21 protein-coding genes are annotated in these 22,466 nt (G+C 52.2%); 14 read left to right on the top strand and 7 right to left on the bottom strand.

Annotation, left to right across the window (positions count from 1 at the left end; genetic code table 11):
* Positions 1-7: 7 nt before the first annotated feature.
* Positions 8-568, bottom strand: coding sequence for a MerR family transcriptional regulator (locus GOM71_RS02445; RefSeq protein WP_156278159.1), 561 nt, complete (start codon positions 566-568; stop codon positions 8-10).
* 120 nt (positions 569-688) lie between these two features.
* Positions 689-1,558: a polyamine aminopropyltransferase gene (gene speE / locus GOM71_RS02440; protein WP_156278157.1), complete on the bottom strand. Its 870-nt coding sequence runs from the start codon at positions 1,556-1,558 to the stop codon at positions 689-691.
* Positions 1,559-1,749: 191 nt separating this feature from the next.
* On the opposite strand from speE, the gene GOM71_RS02435 reads away from it, so the two are divergent.
* Positions 1,750-2,580 (top strand): protein-glutamine gamma-glutamyltransferase, encoded by an 831-nt coding sequence (locus tag GOM71_RS02435; RefSeq protein WP_156278155.1) that lies wholly within the window; start codon positions 1,750-1,752, stop codon positions 2,578-2,580.
* Positions 2,581-2,666: 86 nt separating this feature from the next.
* Here GOM71_RS02435 and GOM71_RS02430 read toward each other — a convergent pair whose 3' ends face one another.
* The gene (locus GOM71_RS02430; RefSeq protein ID WP_156278153.1) at positions 2,667-3,284 is read right to left on the bottom strand and encodes a TetR/AcrR family transcriptional regulator; all 618 of its coding nucleotides are present in this window, start codon (positions 3,282-3,284) and stop codon (positions 2,667-2,669) included.
* A gap of 285 nt (positions 3,285-3,569) precedes the next feature.
* Here GOM71_RS02430 and GOM71_RS02425 point away from each other — a divergent pair, with 285 nt between their 5' ends.
* The 8 genes from GOM71_RS02425 to GOM71_RS02390 all read left to right on the top strand — a co-directional run bounded on the left by GOM71_RS02425 (position 3,570) and on the right by GOM71_RS02390 (position 12,644).
* Positions 3,570-5,024: a 4-hydroxyphenylacetate 3-hydroxylase family protein gene (locus GOM71_RS02425; protein WP_156278151.1), complete on the top strand. Its 1,455-nt coding sequence runs from the start codon at positions 3,570-3,572 to the stop codon at positions 5,022-5,024.
* A 17-nt stretch (positions 5,025-5,041) separates the two neighbouring features.
* Positions 5,042-6,199 (top strand): FMNH2-dependent alkanesulfonate monooxygenase, encoded by a 1,158-nt coding sequence (gene ssuD / locus GOM71_RS02420; RefSeq protein WP_156278149.1) that lies wholly within the window; start codon positions 5,042-5,044, stop codon positions 6,197-6,199.
* 129 nt (positions 6,200-6,328) lie between these two features.
* Positions 6,329-7,405, top strand: a complete 1,077-nt coding sequence (gene sfnG / locus GOM71_RS02415) for a dimethylsulfone monooxygenase SfnG (protein ID WP_156278147.1) — start codon at positions 6,329-6,331, stop codon at positions 7,403-7,405.
* A 27-nt stretch (positions 7,406-7,432) separates the two neighbouring features.
* Positions 7,433-8,809, top strand: a complete 1,377-nt coding sequence (locus GOM71_RS02410) for an MFS transporter (RefSeq protein WP_216651694.1) — start codon at positions 7,433-7,435, stop codon at positions 8,807-8,809.
* Between the two features lie 29 nt (positions 8,810-8,838).
* Positions 8,839-10,044, top strand: coding sequence for an acyl-CoA dehydrogenase family protein (locus GOM71_RS02405; protein ID WP_156278145.1), 1,206 nt, complete (start codon positions 8,839-8,841; stop codon positions 10,042-10,044).
* Positions 10,045-10,139: 95 nt separating this feature from the next.
* The gene (locus tag GOM71_RS02400; RefSeq protein ID WP_156278143.1) at positions 10,140-10,991 is read left to right on the top strand and encodes an AraC family transcriptional regulator; all 852 of its coding nucleotides are present in this window, start codon (positions 10,140-10,142) and stop codon (positions 10,989-10,991) included.
* A 125-nt stretch (positions 10,992-11,116) separates the two neighbouring features.
* On the top strand, positions 11,117-12,106 hold the full coding sequence (gene mgrA, locus GOM71_RS02395) for an L-glyceraldehyde 3-phosphate reductase (RefSeq protein WP_156278141.1): 990 nt from the start codon (positions 11,117-11,119) through the stop codon (positions 12,104-12,106).
* Between the two features lie 7 nt (positions 12,107-12,113).
* Positions 12,114-12,644 (top strand): CbrC family protein, encoded by a 531-nt coding sequence (locus GOM71_RS02390; protein WP_301539597.1) that lies wholly within the window; start codon positions 12,114-12,116, stop codon positions 12,642-12,644.
* A 98-nt stretch (positions 12,645-12,742) separates the two neighbouring features.
* Here GOM71_RS02390 and GOM71_RS02385 read toward each other — a convergent pair whose 3' ends face one another.
* The 4 genes from GOM71_RS02385 to GOM71_RS02370 all read right to left on the bottom strand — a co-directional run bounded on the left by GOM71_RS02385 (position 12,743) and on the right by GOM71_RS02370 (position 15,741).
* Positions 12,743-13,567: a hypothetical protein gene (locus GOM71_RS02385; RefSeq protein ID WP_156278139.1), complete on the bottom strand. Its 825-nt coding sequence runs from the start codon at positions 13,565-13,567 to the stop codon at positions 12,743-12,745.
* A gap of 439 nt (positions 13,568-14,006) precedes the next feature.
* Positions 14,007-14,843 (bottom strand): 1,4-dihydroxy-6-naphtoate synthase, encoded by an 837-nt coding sequence (locus tag GOM71_RS02380; protein WP_156278337.1) that lies wholly within the window; start codon positions 14,841-14,843, stop codon positions 14,007-14,009.
* A gap of 17 nt (positions 14,844-14,860) precedes the next feature.
* Complete coding sequence (locus GOM71_RS02375) at positions 14,861-15,526, bottom strand: futalosine hydrolase (protein ID WP_156278137.1); 666 nt, start codon at positions 15,524-15,526, stop codon at positions 14,861-14,863.
* A complete protein-coding gene (locus GOM71_RS02370; RefSeq protein ID WP_367649437.1) occupies positions 15,523-15,741 on the bottom strand; it encodes a hypothetical protein in 219 nt (72 codons plus the stop codon). Before GOM71_RS02370 ends, GOM71_RS02375 begins: the two co-directional genes overlap by 4 nt.
* Positions 15,742-15,912: 171 nt before the next feature.
* On the opposite strand from GOM71_RS02370, the gene GOM71_RS02365 reads away from it, so the two are divergent.
* The 5 genes from GOM71_RS02365 (at position 15,913) to GOM71_RS02350 (ending at position 22,443) form a co-directional block, all read left to right on the top strand.
* Entirely contained in the window at positions 15,913-16,974 is a 1,062-nt protein-coding gene (locus GOM71_RS02365; protein WP_156278133.1) for a lactonase family protein, read from the top strand.
* A gap of 811 nt (positions 16,975-17,785) precedes the next feature.
* Positions 17,786-17,944 carry a hypothetical protein gene (locus GOM71_RS23685; protein WP_173275093.1) on the top strand — a complete coding sequence of 53 codons (159 nt, stop codon included), beginning with the start codon at positions 17,786-17,788 and terminating at the stop codon, positions 17,942-17,944.
* 1,096 nt (positions 17,945-19,040) lie between these two features.
* On the top strand, positions 19,041-19,808 hold the full coding sequence (locus tag GOM71_RS02360) for a YveK family protein (RefSeq protein WP_156278131.1): 768 nt from the start codon (positions 19,041-19,043) through the stop codon (positions 19,806-19,808).
* Positions 19,809-19,825: 17 nt separating this feature from the next.
* Positions 19,826-20,548, top strand: coding sequence for a CpsD/CapB family tyrosine-protein kinase (locus GOM71_RS02355; protein WP_253944668.1), 723 nt, complete (start codon positions 19,826-19,828; stop codon positions 20,546-20,548).
* A 62-nt stretch (positions 20,549-20,610) separates the two neighbouring features.
* Positions 20,611-22,443, top strand: coding sequence for a polysaccharide biosynthesis protein (locus GOM71_RS02350; protein WP_156278129.1), 1,833 nt, complete (start codon positions 20,611-20,613; stop codon positions 22,441-22,443).
* Positions 22,444-22,466 lie beyond the last annotated feature (23 nt).

Here is a 22,466-nt window from a genome sequence, read left to right as displayed (position 1 = left end):
CGTCAGTCTATAAAAATGGGAAAATAGCGCGCAGCATCCGTTTCCGTTTCGACCGGCCTCCGGCCGGAGCAGGCGAAGCGGCTGCGGACTCGCTGGCAAGGGCGGCCGCGCTATTCTGGATTGGAATATAGAGCGCCTCGACGCTTGCCGCCAGCTGGGCAAGCGTCTGGCGTATGTCCTCCAGCTCTTGCCGATGGTGCATGAGCTGGAACGAGACGACCTCGTCCGCTTTATGGGAGAGGGAAGCCTCCAGCCGGCTGATGCGAATGAGCAGCGATTCGGATGCCTCGGGGATGAGCGGAGCGGTTTGCTGCGGCAGCGCCGCGGTTTGCGGCTCAAGCGTTAGCGTTTGCGTACCGGCTTTCGGCAGCTTAATATCGGGCAGGCCGATGCCTTCCTCGAGCTCGGTCTTGATGCGACGGAGCTTCTCCAGCGCGGCATCGTCAAAAATGTAGTGGCCAAACATGTCCTTCGGAAAAGAAGACGGGAACAGAGAAACCCAGCGTCTAATTGTCGTTTCGCTGACGGCAAGCTGCTGGGCAGCTTCCTTCGTTTTGAGCAGCGTCATGAACGATCACCTCCGGTTTAGATCATACACATATTCGCCCCTTTCTTTCCGCTCCCTGCCCGCCCGACAAAGGTAGTGTCCAATCGCTAAAAGTAGTGCAGATCCGCTATGATATAGCATTTATTTGAGCATGTCCCGAATGTAGTTCGGAAGCTGGAAGGACGCGCGAAAAATGTCGGGATTCATATATTTGGCGTTCTCCCATTGCAGCCGGTTTAGATCGGCCTGGAGCGGGCTCCACCTCTTCGAGGCGATTGTGAACGTCCAAATTCCGCCCGGAAACGAAGGAATAGTGGTCGTATACGTATGGACAATCGGAAAAAGCTTGCGCAGCTGATTGACCGTTTTTTTGAACGAATCGCTGTAGAAAGGCGAGCCGGATTGAAATACGGCAATGCCGTCGTCCTTCAACGCTTGATGCACGTCACGGTAAAACCCTGCCGTATACAGCGCCGTTGCTGGTCCGTACGGATCGGAGCGATCCACAAGAAGCACGTCATACTGGCGTTGCTGCTTCTTAATCCAACGCGCGCCATCCTCGTAGAACAGGCGAATGCGGTCATTGCTTTCATAAGGCGTCATCCAAGTGCGGCAAGCCGATACGACCAGCGGATCGATCTCAACAACGTCAATCGTTTCGACGGAGCCATATTTCAGCGCTTCGCGCGCCGGACCGCAGTCCCCGCCTCCGATCATCCCCGCTGTCAGCGGTTTCGGATGGGTTGTTAAAGCGATGTGCGAGATCATTTCGTTGTAGATGAAGCCGTCCTTCTCCGTAATTTGAGGCGTTCCGTCCAGCACAAGCATGCGGCCGTAGCTTGCGGTTTCAACGATGCTGATTTCCTGAAAAGCCGATTTTTCCAGATGCAGCAGCTTTTTGATTTTATAGCCGATTTCCATTTTGAGCTCGGGAATATCATCCCACAGCCACAGCTGGTCGTCCTCCTTCTCATAGCCAATTAGCGATTCCGAAAAATCTCTGTTCGACATTACGCGATCACCCTCTTTTTGCTTATTATCAACTTACTATATTCTGCGGAGGGACAAGGTGCTTGTGCTCCGCGATCGAAGCGCAGAGCCCACACCATTAGGCGAATCGACACGTACAATAATCCAATTGATGCGTAAAAGAGAGTGAGTTTGGGCTTTGCCCAAAAATTCGGATGCGAGGTGGGAAAGCGATGATCGTCATTTCGGGCGGCAACGGCGCGCAATGGATTGAACAAATGCCGTTGTCCCAGTTGGAGAGGGAAATCGTTCGCGGCAAGCAATTAAGCCGTGTTGTGTACAGATACGACTCGCCGGAGGATTTGCGGTTTGAGCTGGCAATGCGCCAGAGCATTGTCAATGCGGCAAAAGCGTTGCAGGAGAGCCAAGCGGCGTTTGCGATTTTTGAGAAATCTCGCTGCAACGAGCAGTATTGGTCGCGGACGCGGGAAGGCGGATTCAGACTGCGAAGCGGCGTGAGGCCGTCGGACGCTATACGCGATATTTTTCAGAACGGCGAGCTTTACGGATTTGAATGCGCAACCGCTATTGTAATCGTGTGGTATAAGGCGATATTGGATGTAATCGGCGACGAGGCGTTTAACCGTTATTTCACCAACCTGTACTTGCGTGACTGGAATCACGACAGCGACCTGTGGCTCATTTCAACGCATGACAAAGACGAGGCGTTTCCGGGGGATGTTCTTTATTTCAAAAATCCCGACCACGATCTGGACACGCCGGAATGGCAGGGCGAGAACGTCGTCAAGCTGGAGGGCAATCTGTTCTTTGGGCATGGCATCGGCATCGAGACTGGCGAAGAGATTATTGCGGCGCTCAATCGGCAGCGCGAGCCGGGCGCAATGACCTCGGCCTATTTGTCCGATCTCGTCGTGTACCCGAACTTTGAATATTTGCGCAGGCTGACGATGCGGCTGCACGCGGAGCTGGGGCTTACGGCTCCGAGGCTGATCGGCGGGCAGTGCATCGAAGCTGTGATCGGCTCGCGTACAGCGGTTCGTTAAGCGTTGTTCCAAATCAAAGAAGCTCCTCCGACTAGCGACTAGCGGAGGAGCTTCTTTTAATTATAGCGGCGGACCGCTCATAACGATTAATTGACTTCATTGACGGATACGCCCATCGATTTATAAATGCCGAGCAAAGACAGCCGCGTAAGCTGAAGTGCCATATGGTCAGGTGAATATACTTTATTTTCGGACAGCCATTTATCGATAACTCCGCTTGTTGAATAGCTTATATAGTCGAGCAATAGATCAAGCGGAACCTGCAGTTTTTGTTCCATTCCCTGTTTCGATAGGCATAAGAAAAATCCATCTTTAATGATTCCGTTAAATTTGGTGCGAAAATCTCCTGCAGTGCAGTTCGCAAACATAACGCGATAAAAATAGCCATACTCGAATACATGCTCAAAGAGTGCCAAAAAAATCGGATCGGGTCTGTAGAATGCAGGCGCAGCCGCAGGCGATTCGATCCCCTTATTGATCTTTTCCTTAAGCAGATTAAGCTTATCGGCAACCATTTGATGAAGCAGATCTTCCTTATCGATAAAATGAGCATAAAAGGTCGAGCGGTTAATATTGGCTTGTTCAGAAATGTCTACGATGCTGATTTCATCGAACGGTTTGTTGTGCAATATGACTAGAAATGCTTCGGAAATCATGGTGCGCGTACGAATGATTCTGCGATCCGTTACCCGGTTATTATTCATTTTCCAACCACCTCTCAAACAACATATTTGCATAAAATGTCGGTTAAACAACAGGCAGCGACAGCATCAATTGCGAATAAAATGTAGTTTATTTCGATATTTCCCAACACAATTGCAATTTGTGTTACATAAACATCGAATCCAGAAATATTGATTGTTGATATAAATTGGATAATAGCTATATTAATAAATAAAGCACATCAAATCAATCGGAATAGTAAAAATTTATTTTGCAAGGAGTGACTTTGAGCTTAGCTCAAAGATCCTGATGTAAGGAGGGACAACTTGAGGGGAGAGCGGTTTTTATCAAGTCTGAATGACGGGCGCAGCATCTGGCTGGAAGGGAAGCAAGTCCGTAACATTCCTGAGCATGCAGCCTTCAAAGGCACATTAAATACGATTAAAAATTTGTTCAACATGCTGGATGATCCGGGCGAGCGGGATAAGGTGGGATATCTGGTTGCGGACAAAGGGCATTATGCCCACAGTTCGTTTCTAGTTCCGTATACGCAGGAAGAGCTCGCGAAAAGAAATCAATCGTTTTCCTGCTGGTCTGCGGAAACAAACGGTATGATGAGCCGTTTATCCGATTACGCCCGTTCCATGATCACTGGCTGGTACGCGGCGCGGCATCAGTTGGCGGCCCTCGATCCGCATTTTGCGCATAAAATCTCGTCGTATTACGAGGCGGCAAGGGATAACGATCTCTTTTTAACGACTGCCATTATCGATCCGCAGATTGATCGCTCAAGCGATCTGGACGATAAGCGAATTTCGGAGCGGTTTCTGCATGTTGTCAGGGAAACGTCGGAAGGAATCGTAGTGCGGGGCGCCAAGATGATAGCCACCGGCGCGCCGTACACGCATGATTTCGTCATCTTTTCTTTCCTTCAATTCCAAACGCAGCATCAAAAGCATGCCCATGTTCTCATCGTACCTGCCAACTCGCCGGGGCTTCATATCGTCTGCAGAGAATCGTTCGCCGACGAGCGCGAACGGAATCATCCGCTTAGCGCGAAGTATGACGAGATGGATGCGGTCCTGTTTTTCGATGACGTACTCATTCCGTGGGAAAGGGTTCTTCTGTACGGCGATCCCGAAAAGGTGCTCGCATTACGGGCAAATCAGACGGCGAACGGGCTTGCTTTTCATCAAAATGTCGTTCGTTTCGTCGCGAAGCTGGAGTTTGTCACGGGCATCGCTTTTGCAGTCGCTGAATCCATTGGAGCAACGGGATTCCTCCATATTCAGGAGAAGCTTGGCGAATTGCTGACGCAAATCGATGTGATAAAGGCACTTATCATCGCGGCCGAAACGAAAGCCGTTCCCGACGAATCCGGGGTGCTGGTTCCAGACCTTTCGTACATCGAGACGGCCAGAAGTTTGGGAACGAAATACTATCCAAGAGCTATCGAGATTTTGCAGCAGGTCGGAGCAGGGGGGTTCGTGCAGACGCCTTCCGGCATCGAGGATTTCTACGGACCCATATCGGAGCTGATGCATCTCTATTTCGAAGGCGCTTCTGTCAGCGCGGAGAAGAAAGTGGAGCTTTTCAAATTGGCTTGGGATCTTATTGGCAGCCCTCTTGGCGCGAGACATCTGCTGTATGAAAGATTTTACGCCGGCGATCCGATTCGCGGTCTCGCCAATCAATACAATCGGTTTGATAAGAAATCGTTAACCAATCCGATTTGGAATCTTCTTAAGGAGACCAGCAAAGGCGGACTAACGGTAATCTAACGAATGGGGGTTAATGAATGGAACTATTCTGGTTTATCCCGACTCACGGCGACGGCCGCTTCCTTGGCACAAGGGAAGGCGCCAGAGCCGTTACTTATCACTATTGCAAACAGATTGCACAAGCGGCCGATGAGCTTGGATTTGCCGGCGTGCTGCTTCCCACAGGAAAATCCTGTGAGGATGCATGGGTTGTCGCTTCTTCCTTGATTCCTGTAACGGAAAAACTGAAGTTTCTCGTTGCCGCGCGTCCAGGTCTTATGCTGCCGACAACGGCGGCGCGAATGGCCGCTACCTTGGACCGCTTCTCCAAGGGAAGGCTTCTGATCAATGTCGTAACCGGAGGAGATCCGGTAGAGCTTGAAGGAGACGGTCTTTTTCTGGGACATGACGAGCGGTATGAATTAACGGACGAATTTTTGACCATTTGGCGTAAGGAATTGGAGGGCGAAGAAGTAGATTATACGGGGAATTATTTGAAGGTAAAAGGCGGAACGGTGCTGTACCCGACCATTCAGAAGCCGTATCCTCCGTTATACTTCGGAGGCTCCTCCGACGCTGCGATGGAGGTGGCGGCCGATCATGTCGATGTCTATTTGACATGGGGCGAGCCTCCCGATCAAGTTGAACGCAAAATCAACCGCATGCGGGAGCTCGCGGCTAAGAGAGGCCGAACGCTCCGTTTCGGTATACGCCTGCATGTTATCGTTCGGCCAACCGAGACGGAAGCGTGGCAAGCTGCGGACGCCTTGATTGCCCATCTCGATGAAGAAACGATTGCTTCCGCTCAGAAAATTTTCGCCAGAATGGACTCCGTTGGGCAAAAAAGAATGTCGGAGCTTCATAAAGGCGATCGTTCGAGTCTTGAAATCAGTCCCAATCTATGGGCTGGAATTGGATTGGTGAGAGGAGGAGCCGGAACGGCTTTAGTGGGAAATCCCGATCAAGTTGCGGCCCGAATCAGAGAATATGAAGAGCTTGGAATCGAGACTTTTATATTGTCGGGCTACCCTCATCTGGAAGAAGCCTATCGGACTGCGGAGCTGCTCTTTCCGAAGCTGCAGTACTCCCGGGACCGCGAGAGCGGCGAACGGTCGTTCATCAGTCCGTTCGGAGAAATCATTGCAAACAACAACATTCCGGCGCATGTCGTGAAGACAGCTGCTACCGTGAAATAACAGTTGAATATCCGCGGCCTATTAGACCACTAAAGGCACCTGAATGCATGGTATCAGGTGTCTTTTTGTCCTTTTAGAACAGGGCTTGTCCCTTGTCTATATTAAATTTTAAATGAAGAGGTGAAAGCAATGTCATTGAAATTTGCTTATTGGGTACCGAATGTAAGCGGAGGGCTGGTCATATCCAAAATTCCGCAAAAGACGGGCTGGTCGTTTGATGACAATTCGAAATATGCCCGGTTGGCCGAAGAAGCGGGGTTTGAGTATGCGCTGCTTCAAACCCGATTTATCGCCAGCTACGGCGCTGAAAACCAGCTTGAGGCCATTGCATTGGCATCGGCATTGGCCACGGTGACAACGAAGCTTAAATTAATCGCCGCCGTTCTGCCAGGGCTTTGGCATCCGGGAACGATTGCAAAGGCGATCACGACCATTGATCAAATCAGCAAAGGCCGTGCAGCCGTCAACATCGTAAGCGGCTGGTTCAAAGGCGAATTTCATGGCTTTGGTGAACCGTGGCTGGACCACAATGAGCGGTATCGGCGCTCGGAAGAGTTTATTCGCGTTCTCAAGCAGCTGTGGTCTGAGGAGGAAACGAGCTTCCGCGGTGATTTTTATCGAATCAACGGGGCTCCGCATAAACCGAAGCCGAACGTAATCCCGCCCGTATTCCAGGGCGGAAACTCTGCGGCAGCCCGCGAAATGGCTGCGAAAGTTTCCGACTGGTATTTTATGAACGGCAATACGATTGACGGGTTCCGCGCTCAGATTGAGGATGTGTCCCGACTGGCTGCCGCCCAAAACCGCAAGCTGAGCTTTGGCGTTAATGCGTTCGTTATCGTAAGGGATACGGAGGAAGAGGCAAGGCAAGTTTTGCGGGATATTATCGATTACGCCGATCCCGAAGCGGTCGAAGGCTTCCGCAGCCAAGTCCAGTTTGCCGGGAAAGCTTCTCCGGAAAGGGAAGGCATGTGGGCGAATTCCAATTTCGACGACCTTGTACAGTACAATGACGGATTCAAAACCGGCTTGATCGGGACGGCGGAGCAGGTTGCCGACCGTATTATCGAATTAAAGAAAATCGGGGTTGATCTAATTCTGACGGGCTTCCTTCATTATGACGAGGACATTAAAGCTTTTGGGGAAAAAGTTATTCCGCTCGTGAGGGAGAAGGAAGCAGCTCTGCTCAGCGCTTCCGCGTTATGAGACATTTGGAAAAGGAGGTGACACAGGGTGAAAAATCAGCTTCTGGCCAGGCTGGAAAATTTGAAGTGGAACAAATTCCATACTCACGTTTCACTGGCGCTTGGCATCGCCTGGATGCTGGACTCATTTGAGGTCACGATCATCGGCAATATAATCGGCGTGTTCAAAGATAAATGGAGCCTGACCGAATACGAGCAATCCTGGATTTTAAGCGTTTGGTTCATCGGAATCATGATCGGTTCCTATGTGCTCGGGTATTTGGCGGACCGATTCGGGAGAAAGCGGTTGTTTCTGATCACGCTGACGCTTTATGGAACGTTCACGCTTTTGTCGGCATTTTCTTGGAATTACGAGTCGTTGCTCGTCCTTCGATTACTGACAGCAATTGGCGTAGGAGCTGAGTATGCGGCGATTAATGCTGCTATCAGCGAGTTTATCCCGACTAAGTATCGCGGAAAAGCCAATGCACATGTTATGAATTTTTGGTCGCTGGGGCCTATTCTTGCGGCGCTGGTCACGCTGGTCGTGATCAATAGCCTTCCTTTGGAGTGGGGCTGGCGAATTGCCTTTGGCTTTGGCGCGCTCGTCTCGCTGCTTGCCTTAATCATTCGGAGATATATCCCGGAATCTCCTCGATGGCTGATCGAGCAGGGTGAACTGGAAGCGGCGTCCAAAGTGGTTGAAGGTATTGAGAAGGCTCAGGCAAGCACAGAGCGATTTGTCGTGAGAGGAAAGAAAAAGGCAAATACGGCATCCATTTGGAAACAAACCAAAGAGCTGGTTACGAAGTATCCCGGCCGATTGGCGCTCGGAAGTCTGTTGGATTTTTCTGAGGCAGCCGGCTATTATGGCATCTTTGCATTCATGCCGATCTTTATTTTGCCGGAGATCAACGTTAGCGCGAATTTTGTGCCGTTCTTCTACCTCATCGCCAATATTGGCGGGCTCATTGGCGGCCTCATTGTCGCTTACTTACTGGAGCGCATCGGGCGCAAAAAGACCGTACCGCTGTTTTATACGCTGGCAGCCATTTCGGTTGTGCTGCTTGCAGTATCTACTCAGACGCACAGCTGGGGCTGGGTGCTTGCAGCCTTTACGCTGGCGACCACTTTTGCGAATGGCAGCTGGATTTCAGCATACGTAACGTTTGCCGAAATCTTTCCAACGCATTTGCGCTCCACAGGGATAGGCTTGTCCGTTGCATTCGGTCGGCTTGGGGGCGTTATTTCGCCGATAATGCTGACCGCAATCGCGACGTCTGCAGGAATTGAAGCCGCATTATGCGTCCTGTCCGCTTTCTGGTTAATCGGCGCTTTCGCAATGGTGCCTTGGTATTTCAAAGGAGTCGAAGGTAAAGGAACGTCTTTGGAAAACATGACGAAAGCGGGAAGTACAGCTTCATAAACTATAATTTAAATAAGGAGAGATTACGCATGAGTATCCATCTCGATCAAACAAGCGCACAACCGAACTATGAAAAATTGAGAGCTGAAATAAGAGGCATAGTAGACGAGGCTATCAAACCGCGGGCAGAACTGACGGACCGTGAAGGGATCTTTCCGAGGGAAAACCTGGAGGCACTTGCGGAAGCCGGTTGGAACGGTGTTCTGATTCCGGAGCGTTGGGGAGGCAAAGGACTGGATCACGTCGCCTTCGCCATTGCGGCCGAGGAAATCGGCAAGGGATGCCCATCGACTTCGCTGGTTTATGTCATGCATGTCGGAGCTGTTCAAACGATCGCCTTGTACGGAAACGACGACCAAAAGGAACGTTGGCTGAAGCCGATCCGCAGCGGTTCGATCGGGACATATTCAACGAGCGAACGGGCATCGGGCGGACATTGGTGGTTTAACTTCAGTGAGGCTTCGCGCGACGGAGAGGATTATATTCTCAACGCGGAAAAATCGTTTACGACGAGCTCCGGGCAAGCTGACTTCTATGTCTTTCAAACGAGAACGCCGGGCGCGCAGACACCAACGGACGTCAGCTTCTTTATCGTCGACGGCACGCTGCCGGGTATTACGCCGGGCGTGTGGGAGGCTCTTGGCGTAAGAGGCAATCATAGCGGGCCGATAAAATACGAGGGAGTAAGGGTTGCGCCCCAAGACAAGCTTGGAACGGAAGGACAAGGCCGTGAAATTCTGGAGAGCGGCGTATCTCCCGTTTATCTGATCGGGCTGGGTTCAACCTGGCTGGGTGTTGCGGAGGCTGCGCTTGAAGCGGCAACCGAATACGTAAAAGGGATGGTCCATCGGGACTTCAATAAACGTCTGGCGGATTATCAAATCATTCGCCAGCAGCTGGCAGAAGTGAAAGTGCTGATCGCAAGCTTGAAGCCTTGGCAAATTTCTCTTGCCAAACAGTTGGATGAACTGCAGGCGCAGGGACGGCCGCAGGTGGAACTTCTGCTGCCGCTTGTGGAATTCAAGATCCATGCGGCTGAGGTTGCCAATAAGGCGACCAAAGCTGCGCTTGACGTAACCGGAGGCTATGGCTACAAAAAAGGCGTTTTCGAAAGGCTATTCCGCGATGCGCGTGCAGGAATAGCTATGGGCCCCTCCAACAATATCGCTCGAGAATGGATCGGCAAAGCTCTGGTCGGTCTGCCGCTGGAACTGTGGTACGAGGGAGGGGACTAATCTATATATCGTGCAAATGGGCGGCATCGTGCCGCCCATTTTTTTTATGTTAGACGGATTATTTGTGCTATGCTGTACGCGAGGGAGGTAATCGCATGGCCGCCGTTTTTCAATATAATCCGGAGCGTCCCCAGCGGGACGAGGCGGAGCTGTACCTGCAATATTGGGGCAAAGAGGATTGCGTTCCCGGGCATGCCGTTGGACCGGGCGTGCGTGAAATTTATAAAATTCATTTTATACATAAAGGAAAAGGCCATCTGCGAATCGGAGAGAAGACATATAATCTGGGCGCAGGTCAGGCTTTTCTTATTTTTCCGCATATCGTCACGTATTACGAGGCGGATCAGGCGGACCCATGGACCTATTCGTGGGTCGGTTTCGTCGGCACGGCTGCCGAGCCCGCCCTGTCGCGGGCAACGCTTACGCCGCAATCGCCGATTTTTCCGATGGATGTGCGCATGATGCCGGGGTTGTACGAGCAGTTGACGGAAGCGGCCGGGCTTGAGGCAAGCGCAGGCTTTCGACTTCAGTCACTGTTATACGAGCTGTTGTCGCTTATGATCGACATGGCACCGCAATCGGGCTCGGCAGGCGCGAATGCGAATGTGCTGACGAAGAAACAAGACGCTTACGTCCATCAAAGCATGGAATATATACACGCCTACTATTGCTATGATATTTCGGTTCAGCAGCTAGCCGATTCGTTAGGCTTGGATCGAAAATATTTGTCCGCTCTATTCAAGGAGTCGCTTGGCGTGCCGCCTCAGCAATATTTGCTCCGCTACCGGATGGACAAGGCCTGCGAGCTGCTCGCCAAAGGAACGTATACGGTCGGAGAGATTGCGAGATCGGTCGGCTATCAGGACGCCCTGCTGTTTTCCCGCATGTTCAAAAAAACGACTGGGGTATCGCCAAAAGCTTATTTGCAGACATTACTCCATAAATAGCATCCATGTTGATATAGGCGAGCACACAACCTCAAGCCTAAAATAAACATAGCCTTTGTTCGTTTCAGCAAAAGAGGCGCAATATTCAAATCTGAATTTGGTCTATATACGAGGAGGAGTATGGAATGGTATATTCGGCAAATGAACAACGATACGACATGATGACATATAACCGCAGCGGACGCAGCGGCTTGAAGCTGCCGGCGATCTCGCTCGGCTTATGGCATAATTTCGGCGGCATCGACACGCTGGAGAAGGGACGCAGCCTGTTGCAAAAAGCGTTCGATCTCGGCATTACGCATTTCGACCTTGCCAACAACTACGGACCGCCTCCGGGCTCTGCGGAAGAAAGCTTCGGCGTTTATTTGAAGCAGGATTTGGCTCCTTACCGCGACGAGCTCATTATTTCCACCAAAGCGGGCTATTACATGTGGCCTGGACCGTACGGCGAATGGGGCTCGAAAAAATATTTGGTGTCCAGCCTCGACCAAAGCTTGAAGCGTATGGGGCTCGATTACGTGGACATCTTCTATCATCACCGTCCAGATCCGAATACGCCGCTCGAAGAGACGATGGCTGCGCTCGATCTGGTCGTCCGCCAAGGCAAGGCGCTCTATGTCGGCTTGTCCAACTACAGCCCTGAACAGACTCGCGAGGCTTCGCGCATTCTGAAATCGCTGGGCACGCCTTGCCTCATCCATCAGCCGCGCTACAACATGCTGGCGCGCGATGTAGAGAAAGGCTTGCTCGATGTGCTCGATGAGGAAGGAATCGGCTCAATCGCCTTCTCCCCGCTGGAAAAAGGCATTTTGACCGATCGCTACTTGAACGGTATTGCCCCCGACTCCCGTGCGGCAGGCCCAAGCGTTTTCCTGCGTCCGGAAGAAATCAGCGACGAGAAAATCGGCAAAGTGCGGTTGTTGAATGAGATGGCGGCGGAGCGCGGGCAAAAGCTGTCCCAAATGGCGCTCGCTTGGGTGCTGCGTCGCGGCCGTGTCACTTCTGCGTTGATCGGAGCGAGCAAGGTGTCGCAAATCGAAGATGCCGTGCAAGCGATGCAAGCAGGCGACTTCACGGACGAAGAGCTGGCGCGCATCGACTCCATTCTGGGTTAGTTCTAACATGCCGATGACATTGCCGGCCTTTAAATACAATCCGAACGCTTTATTGCTGGGCGTAATCAAGAACGAGAAAACGAACTGCCCTGTATGCAAACAAGAACGGGACTATGTTTATTACGGCCCCTTCTTTTCAACTGAGGACGTTGAAGGCTTATGTCCTTGGTGTATTTCAGACGGGGCGGCATCGAGGATGTTCGATGGAGAATTTCAAGACCCGGCAAGCTGCGATGAAGTGGAAAATGAACAAAGCCTAGATGAACTGATTCATCGGACTCCAGGCTATGTCGGATGGCAGCAGGAGTATTGGCTGAGCCATTGCGGCGATTTTTGTGCGGTTATCCAATATGTCGGCTGGGATGAGATCAAGCACTTAGAAGACGAACTCGCCGATGATATTGCATCTATCTGTTCGGGATACGACCTGACCGTGAACGAGTTCAAAAAAATACTGCGCAACGAAGGAGGCCTTCAAGGATACCTGTTCAAATGTATCCATTGCGGCCAGCATCGTTTATGTGCAGATTCCAATTGATTCATGCAGTTGGATAGGAGCTGCAGCCGCGAATGGAAACGGCGGCGGCATAGAAGCCCCGGCCTCAGCGCCGGGGCTTCCTGCCGCTAGCAAGCATACTAAGGAATTTGCGCGCTTGCATTGCTAATGATGCTGCCGATTTGCGTTTCGTATTTATAGATGGATTGCTTCTGCTCGTTGATTTGCTGCTGCCAATCGAGCATGCGGATGAAGGACGCGGAGGAAGCGGCCGCATCGCCCCTGCGCACCGATTGATTTAAAATTTTCCCTTCGGTTGCGAACGATTTTTTCAAGCTGCTGATCGTTCCTTTTGACGACCTGATTTTAATTTTCAGCGAGTCATTGATCGGAGCCAGCATGCCGTTCAACTTTTTCTTTGCGGCATTCGCCTCGTCCTTCGCTTTCTTTAGAGCATTCTCCTTTGCTTTGATGTCTTCGCGCGCCATGGCGATAGCGGTTTTTGCCGTATCGACCTGGGGCTGAAGGATTGCCGTCATCGTTTTGCTGTTCAACGATTTAGCCAGCGCCAGCTGCTGCTTTAGCGAATCGTACAGCTCGAACAGCGGCTCGTACTTGCTGCGGGTTTTCTCTACTTCGGCGGCCAAGTCGGCCTGTTTCTTCGCGCCGATTTGTTTAATCCGGCTTCGCGCGGCGGCCAAAGCCTCCTCGTTGCGATAATGCAGCTCGTTAATTTTCCGATCCCAATCGAGCTCCCGTTTTTGGGCGGATTGCAGATCGCTGTACTGTTTTTTCAGTTGGGTTCCGTCTTTTGCGGCATCCGCCATTTTGTCGAAGGCTGCTTTGCCCGCAGCTGAAAACTCGAAGGCTGCAGCATGGACCGGCGAAGCAGGGACAGCAATCGCGGCGAAGGGGAGCAGCAAGGCGAGCGCAATGAGAATGAGCTTGAGCTTGGCGGTTTGCATGAATGTTTGCCTCCTTTCATCAGAATTTTTGCATGAACGGCTCAACGCAAAAAAAGCACCAGCAAAAGAGCGGCCAAATTGCCGTTCTTCCACGGGTGCTTCCCAGTGTAAACCGATTTCAAGCGGTGAATCGTTTTCAATGTACAATAAATTCCAGAAATTAGTCAAGCTTTGTTGCAAAATGTTAATAATTAAAGCGGTTATTTTTCGACTTTGTCCGTTATGATAATGAAAAAAGGCAAAGGGGGTTTCGCCGAAATGGGTGTACCTGCTGGCGTATGGATTTTTGCGATTATTATCGTTATTTTGCTCACTTGGATGACGTTATGGGTGACGAAAAAAGCGTACTCGAAAAAATGGGACGATTCTGACGTATAGATAAAACGGAAAAAAGCTCCGCCGATCGTTTTAAATGCGATCGGCAGAGCTTTTTTTGCATCTATGGCAGCAGCTTTTCGGGATCGATAGCGGGAACGAGGCCTTCTGCCGCCGCACGTTCGAGAAGCGAAGTGACGGCGGCATAGCCGCTGCCGCCTAAGCTGCCGGTGAAGTCGTTAACGTACAGCGCGATATGCGCTTTTGCGACTTCAGGATTCATCTCCTGCGCATGCTCCATCACATAATGATGCGATGCGTCAGGATGCTTCCATGCGTACTCGACAGAAGCTTGAATCCAGCCGGCAATCGCGGAGCGGTCGAGCGAACGGCGCGCGACAATCGCGCCGAGCGGGATCGGGAGTCCGGTGTCGGACTCCCACCAGCTGCCGAGATCGGCCAGCATCGTCAGGCCGTAATCGGTGTAAGTGAAGCGCGCCTCGTGAATAACGAGGCCGGCGTCTACATGGCCGTCGCGTACGGCGGGCATAATTTCATGGAAAGGCATGACGATGATTTCGCCGACGCCGCCCGGCACCTGCTGCGCCGCCCATAATCGGAACAGCAGATAGGCGGTGGAACGTTCGCTCGGCACAGCGACGCGTTTGCCGCTCAACGCAGCAGGTCCGCTGGATTCACCATTGGTCAGCACCAGCGGGCCGCAGCCTCTGCCGAGCGCGCCGCCGCAAGGGATAAGCGCGTAATCGTCAAGCACCCAAGGCAGGGCGGCGAACGAAATTTTGAGCACGTCAAAATCGCAGCTGCCGCTGGCGGCCAGATTGTTCGTAATGTCGATATCGGCAAACGTAACGTCCAGCTTTGGCGCGCCCGGCACGAGGCCGTGCGCCAGCGCATGAAAGACGAAAGTGTCGTTCGGGCAAGGGGAATATGCAATTTTCAATGCAGGTTGTTCATTCATCAATCGATAACCTCCAGTAATACCGCGCTCGCCGCTTCGAGCGACTGAAGCGCCTCTTTAATGCGCCATGCGCTGCGGTCGCGCGGACCGACCGGATTGGAGATGGCGCGCAGCTCAAGCGCAGGCAATCCATGGCGGCGGGCTGCGGCGGCAATGCCGAAGCCTTCCATCGCTTCGGCGCATGCGCCCGGTACTCGCGCGGCCAACGCCTCCGCCGTTTCCGCCGTACCGGTAACGGTCGACAGCGTTAAGATCGGGCCGTGCGCCGTCTCGAGGCCGGAGGCCCGAAGCGCCTTCGCCAGCCGCGCAGCCAGCTCGGCATCGGCCGCAATGGCGGCGGAGCCGAAGCCGAGCTCGTCCACGCGGCGAAAGCCTTCCGGCGTTTCGGCGCCAAGATCGGCGGCGATGAGCTCGCTCGCCACGACGAGCGAGCCGACAGCGGCGCGGCCGACAAAGCCGCCGGCGATGCCGGCGCTGATGACGAGGCGGTACGCGCCATCGCCGGCAAGCGCCAGCGCGGTCGCTGCGCCAACGGCTGCCTCGACCGGCCCGACGCCGGCCTCCAGCACGTCGAAGCGCGCATCGCCGCGCAGGCCGCGCAGCACCGCGTCCCGTTCGGCGGCGACGGCGGTCATAATTAATATTTTGGAAGCGGCGGCGGTCATTTATTTTTCCTCATTTCGAAAAACTCGCAGCTGTTCCTGTCATGGTAGTCAATCTCGCTGACGCTGGACTGCACAACGATTGTACGCTCGTCGAAACGGATGATGACGCCGCTGCTCGTTACAATATAATCGTCCTGGAACACGCGCACCCGCGTCTCCAGCTGTACCGCCTCTTCGAAGTCCCGGTCGGTCAACAATTTGCGATTTAAAGCCACAGGGAAAGCTCCTTCCAGAGGTATAGTATGTTTGTATCTATTGTTGCGCATTACAGCGCATTTTTCAATGCTGCAGGGGCTTTCTCTGCCGCAAGGGATGGGCTTGGTTTATAGGCGTTAAGCTAGTACAATAGGAATTATTGGTTAAAAGCGATGGAGGAGATTGGAGAAATGACAGAACAGACGAAACAAATACAAGTATTTATCGGTTCCTATGCGGAGGCTTCTGCGGCAGGCGTATATATGTATGCGTTTGATGAAGAAAAGGGCACATTGACGCTGCTTGATCAAGCATCGGGCATGCGCAATCCTACGTACTTGAACATTGATGCGGCGAACCGCCGTCTGTATGCGATTGCGGAAGGCGTAACGGAAGATGGCGGCAAAGGCGGAGACGCGCTTGCGTTTGAGATCGGCGTTCAAGGCGACGGCGGATCGTTGACGCTGTTGAATCGCAAGCTTGCGATTACGGCGCCATCCTGCCACATACAACGCGACGCGCAAAGCAAATATGTGCTGCTTGCTAGCTATCATGGCGGCCGCGTAAGCCTGGTGTCGCTTACGGACAACGGCGAAATCGGCGAACTGCTCGACATTCAGCAGCATGAAGGGGAAGCGCCCCATCCGCACAGCTTGTTCTTCAGCCCTGACGGCCGCTTTGTATTCGTGCCGGATTTGGGCATCGACCGCATTCGCGCATATACGATTAATGAAGAACAAGGCGTCCTGGTATTCCATGGCGAGACTGCGGTGCAAGCAGGAGCAGGCCCGCGCCATTTGACGTTCCATCCGAACGGCAATTTTGCATACGTCATTAACGAATTGGATTCGACGATCGTTGCGTTCCGTTATGATGCGGAAGGCGGCCGTCTGGAGACGATTGAGACGGTTTCGACGCTTCCGGCTGGCTGGGAAGGGCAGAATGGCTGCGCGGAAATTACGATGTCGGCGGACGGCCGATTCCTGTACGGCTCCAATCGCGGACATGACAGCATCGTTGTTTTCGCAGTTGATGCGGCATCGGGCAAATTGGCGCTTGTCGGCCATGTGTCCACCGAAGGCAAGCATCCGCGCCATTTCTCGATTTTGCCGGGAGGCCAATATTTGCTTGCGGCTAATAAGGACTCGAATAACGTAGCTGTATTTCGTCTGGAGGAATCGGGTTTGCCTGTATACACGGGATATGCCATCGAAGTTCCGGGAGCGGTTTGCGTGCAAGGCGTTTATCTGTAAGCCGGAGCGCTAATCATGACGAACAAGATGCCTGCAAAGCTGGCGCAGGCGATCGCTTCCGTTCACGGGCAGTTTCGATCCGAAGCGCTGTAAGGACAATTTTGACCAGTTTGCAAATTGAACAAGGTTAGTTGGATTCGGGTCAGGAGAAAAGGCTATCCCAAAACGTCATCACGATGACAATGGGGTAGCTTTTTGTTTGTGGATGGGGCTTACTGGCTAGCTGACTCCACTATTAGGCTCAAATGAGCCTAATGTCGTTGGATTTCAGCATCAACGCGGCATATTAAGCGCATATGAGACTAAAAAGTCCGGTTGGTGCGGCAAGACAGGTTGCATTTGCAGATATTCGGCTCAAATGAGCCTAATGTCGTTGGATTTCAGCATCAACGCGGCATATTAAGCGCATATGAGACTAAAAAGTCCGGTTGGTGCGGCAAGACAGGTTGCATTTGCAGATATTAGGCTCAAATGAGCCTAATGTCGTTGGATTTCGGCATCAACGCGGCATATTAAGCGCATATGAGACTAAAAAGTCCGGTTGGTGCGGCAAGACAGGTTGCATTTGCAGATATTCGGCTCAAATGAGCCTAATGTCGTTGGATTTCGGCATCAACGTGGCATATTAAGGCCGAAAAACGCCTTAAAGTCGAGTGCACGAGGTGTAGCTGAGGAGGAAAGACCGAAAACAGCCTTATACGGATGGAAAACAGCAGCAGTCGGCGGAAAAGGCGGTCTTTAAGGCCGAAAAACGCCTTAAAGTCGAGTGTGCGAGGTGTAGCTGAGGAGGAAAGACCGAAAACGGCCTTATATGGATAGAAAACAGCAGCAGTCGGCGAAAAAGGCGGTCTTTAAGGCCGAAAACGGCCTTAAAGTCGAGTGCGCACTACCTGTAGCTGAGGAGGAAAGACCGAAAACGGCCTTATACGGATGGAAAACAGCAGCAGTCGGCGGAAAAGGCGGTCTTTAAGGCCGAAAACGGCCTTAAAGTCGAGTGCGCGAGGTGTAGCTGAGGAGGAAAGACCGAAAACGGCCTTATATGGATAGAAAACAGCAGCAGTCGGCGGAAAAGGCGGTCTTTAAGGCCGAAAACGGCCTTAAAGTCGAGTGCGCGAGGTGTAGCTGAGGAGGAAAGACCGAAAACGGCCTTATATGGATAGAAAACAGCAGCAGTCGGCGGAAAAGGCGGTCTTTAAGGCCGAAAACGGCCTTAAAGTCGAGTGCGCGAGGTGTAGCTGAGGAGGAAAGACCGAAAACGGCCTTATATGGATAGAAAACAGCAGCAGTCGGCGGAAAAGGCAGACTTTAAGGCTATTGAGTCTAAAATGTCCGGTTGGTGCGGCAGGATTAGACTCGTGTCGTCAGACCGGCGAACTATCGGCATTTACAATTGACATATGTTGAAAGCGCTTAAATACTGTATTATTCAGGAAAACCAATCATTACTTATCCATAATGAGAGCCGCATTAAATTATATTAATCGTCATTTCCTCGATTTTTGGCGAGCATAATGATTACATAAGCAATGCTGGAGGACAATCGTCCTTCCAAAAAAGACCAAGAATAGGTCGGCAGACGGTTTTCCATACCTGCTGATTAATGATCTGTTTTTGACGCAATAGCGAAAAGCTGGACGAAAATCCCAAAGGCTGGCGCCATCCATGGCAAAAGTCCTTCTATTGCTTCCGAAAGCGATCCCCCTCCTCGCGCCATAATTCCTCGTCCTTCTTTGTTAACCATTGATGTTGTGCGGAAAGTTGACCTTTCAAAGGCAAGAAATCGACTAATCCAATAGGCATATAACCGTTTATAGCTACATGGAAAATTAAAACTGCAAATAATATATTTAAACAACAATTTATTCGTTCATGTCATGTTTTTATTCATATATTTATTCGAGTTCAAGATAAATGATTAGGATATTTAGCATGTAAATGGTTTTGAAAATGATAGTCAGCTCCTATTTGAAAATATTACCTTAAACCCTCATTGTAAAGTTTGGTATTGTGACATAATCAAATCGAATAAAACGACTTGTTGGAGAAGGATGGAGGTTCGTGTCGTATTGAGCAGTCAATTGGACTTGAAGCAAATTTTAATGCTCATTCGGAAAAAGCTTTGGCTCGTCATACTCGTAGCCGTCATCGGCACAGCATCGGCGGGAGCTTATAGCACATGGATTATGAAGCCGGTCTACCAAGCCTATACGAAGCTGATCGTCAATTCGACCGTCGGTCAGGCGGGGGCGTTCAAGCTCGATTTGAACATGATCAACACAAATCTCAGTCTGATCAACACGTACAAAGAGATCATCCGCACGCCGTCCATAATGGATCTAGTCGTGGAGAAGCATCCCGAGCTTGAACTGACAACGGAGCAGCTGATGCGCAATATCAGGTTCAGCTCCGTGAACGGGACGCAAGTGGTGACGGTATCCTATATGGACACCGATTATAAGCGGGCGGCGCAAATTGTAAATTCCGTGTCTTATGTGTTCCAGCAGCAAATTCCGCTTATTATGCAAGTCGACAATGTGTATATTTTGCACACAGCAGATTTGGACAAGCAGCCGGGCCCGATCAAGCCGGAGACGAAGCTGAATATCGCCATCGGCTTGGTGGTGTCGCTTATGCTGGGCATTATGCTCGTGCTGTTGCTTGAATATTTCGACGATACGCTTCGTTCGGAAGCGGCAATCGAACGGCATCTCGGGCTGCCTACACTGACTGCGGTTCCGAATATCAGGCAAAGCGATTTAAGGCTAAAAACAAGAGCAGCAGCTTCTGCAAATGGAGGAGCTTCGCCGCTCATGTCTGAGAATAAAGGAGGCTGATGGAACGTATGTCCCGCATGACAAGGCTCAACATGAGCAAAAGCATGGCCAAAGGCAAGGGCAAATCAGACAGCGAGCAGCGGCCTATCGTAACGGAGGTTAATCCGATGTCCCCGATTTCGGAAGCTTACCGGACGCTGCGCACCAATTTGCAATATGCGGAAATCGACCGTGCGCTTCAGCTGTTGATGGTTACTTCGGCAAGCCCGAAGGAGGGCAAGTCGACAACCATTATGAATCTCGCCGTCACTTACAGCCAGTCTGATCTCAAAGTCATTCTTATTGATGCCGACTTGCGCAAGCCGACAGCACACTATACGCTGCAGCTTAGCAATCGCGCAGGCCTGTCGCAGGTGCTGTCGGGACAAGCGCGGCTTGACGATGCGATTCAGAAGAGCCGGATCAAAGGACTTGATGTGCTCACTTCTGGACCGACGCCGCCGAATCCGTCGGAGCTGCTTGGATCGGCCCGAATGGATGCGATGCTTGAACAATTGAGAGGGCAGTACGACATGGTGCTGATCGACACGCCGCCTGTGCTTGCCGTAAGCGATGCGCAGATTGTGGCAACAAGATGCGACGGCGTACTGCTCGTCGTGAATGCCCGAACCGGCAAACGGCAGCATGTGGTCAAAGCGCGCAATGCGCTGCAGTTTGTTCAGGCTCGAATCGTTGGCGTCGCTTTGAACCAGACGTCGCAAAGCGAAGCCGGTCCTTATTACGAATACGCCGAGGGTTAGCGCCCAGGCATTCTAAAACTGGAAAGGAAGAACAGGCAAAACGAGAAGGAGGAATAACAATTATGCGTGTAGCTTATCGGACAAAAGTAATTATCGCTTGGGATCTGGCGGCCGTGCTGCTCAGCTTGGCCGTTGCTTACGCTCTCGAGCCGTCGGAGCCCCTGGGAGGACCGACCGGGTGGCTGCTTTACGGCGCCGCTTCGCTGGCGATCGGTTATTGGAGCTTGAACCGCCATAAGCTGGACCGCCGCATCTGGCAGTATACCGGCATGGCGGAGCTGAAATGCATCGCGCAAACTGCGCTGCTTGCTGCGGTTATCCCGTTTGCCGCAGCGCTTGTTATTCAAGGCAAAGCGCATGGGCTGCTTGCGCTGCACCATTTTGCAGGCATTCTGGCTTTAATGGCGGGTCCCCGCATCGCATGGCGGGCGTTCTGCGACAAGTACAGCATCAAGAAGCAGCCGGTCACGCGCAAAGCGCTCATTATCGGCGCCGGCAGCTGCGGCACGCTGATCGCGAAGGAAATGCAGCAGAACGACGGCGTTACGATTACCCCTGTCGGCTTTATTGACGACGATCCGTACAAGCACCGGATGCAGGTGCTCGGACTGCCGGTATTCGGCGGCCGCGGCGATATTGCATGCATCGTCGAAAGCCACCGCATCGATGAAATGATTATCGCCATGCCTTCCGTATCAAAGTCGCAAATTTCTGCACTGGTCAACATCTGCAAAACGACGAAAGCAAAGCTGCGCATCGTCCCTGATTTGCAGGATATGATCGACGGACGCGGCGCTTCCGGCCGGGTTCGCGACGTGAGCGTTGAGGATTTGCTCGGACGCGATCCGATTCGGACCGATCTCGAGCATATCGCGGGCTATGTTGAACGCAAGGTCGTGCTCATTACCGGCGCAGGCGGTTCGATCGGGTCGGAGCTATGCCGCCAGATCGCGCCTTTCGCTCCAAGCAAGCTGCTGCTGCTCGGTCATGGCGAGAACAGCATTTACAATATCGAGATGGAGATGCGTGGAACGTTCCCGGAGCTCGAAATCGAGACGGTTATCGCCGATGTTCAAGACCGCAGCCGCATCGACAGCGTTTTTGCGCGGTTCCGTCCGCAGGTCGTATTCCACGCAGCGGCGCATAAGCACGTACCGCTTATGGAGCGCAATCCGGCTGAAGCAATCAAGAACAACGTGTTCGGCACGAAAAACGTCGCCGAATGCGCAGACGCATACGGAGCAGAACGATTCGTGCTGATCTCGACGGATAAGGCGGTTAACCCGACGAGCGTTATGGGCACGACAAAACGGATTGCCGAGATGTTCATCCAAAGCTTGGATAAGCACAGCTCGACCAAATTCGTCGCCGTTCGTTTCGGCAACGTGTTAGGCAGCCGAGGCAGCGTTATTCCGCGCTTCAAAGAGCAAATTTTGAAAGGCGGGCCGGTGACGGTCACGCATCCGGAAATGGTGCGCTACTTCATGACGATACCGGAGGCGGTGCAGCTCGTTATTCAGGCCGGTTCCTTCGCCAAGGGCGGCGAGGTGTTCATTCTCGACATGGGCAAGCCGGTCAAAATTTACGATCTTGCCGTCGACTTGATCCGCCTGTCAGGCTACGAGCCAAATCTCGATATCGACATTACGTTCTCCGGCATGCGCGAAGGCGAAAAACTATACGAGGAGTTGTTGACCAACGAAGAGGGCTTGTCCTCTACGAAGCATAATCGGATCTTTATCGGTCGGCCGGCGCAGTTGAACCGGACCGAGCTTGATTTCGAAATCCGCAAAATGGAGAAGGTGCTTGCGCAGCATCCGGATGAAATCCGCGCCGTGCTGCAGCATCTAGTGCCGACTTACCGCAATTCGGAAACGATCGCAGTCGGCTCCTAATTTTACGAAGAGAAATGAGGGAA

It is taken from the genome of Paenibacillus sp. NEAU-GSW1, assembly GCF_009737085.1.
In the GTDB taxonomy this organism is placed as follows: Bacteria; Bacillota; Bacilli; order Paenibacillales; family Paenibacillaceae; genus Pristimantibacillus.
The sequence above is the reverse complement of the archived record's forward strand: the minus strand, read 5'-3'. Positions and strand labels throughout refer to the sequence as shown.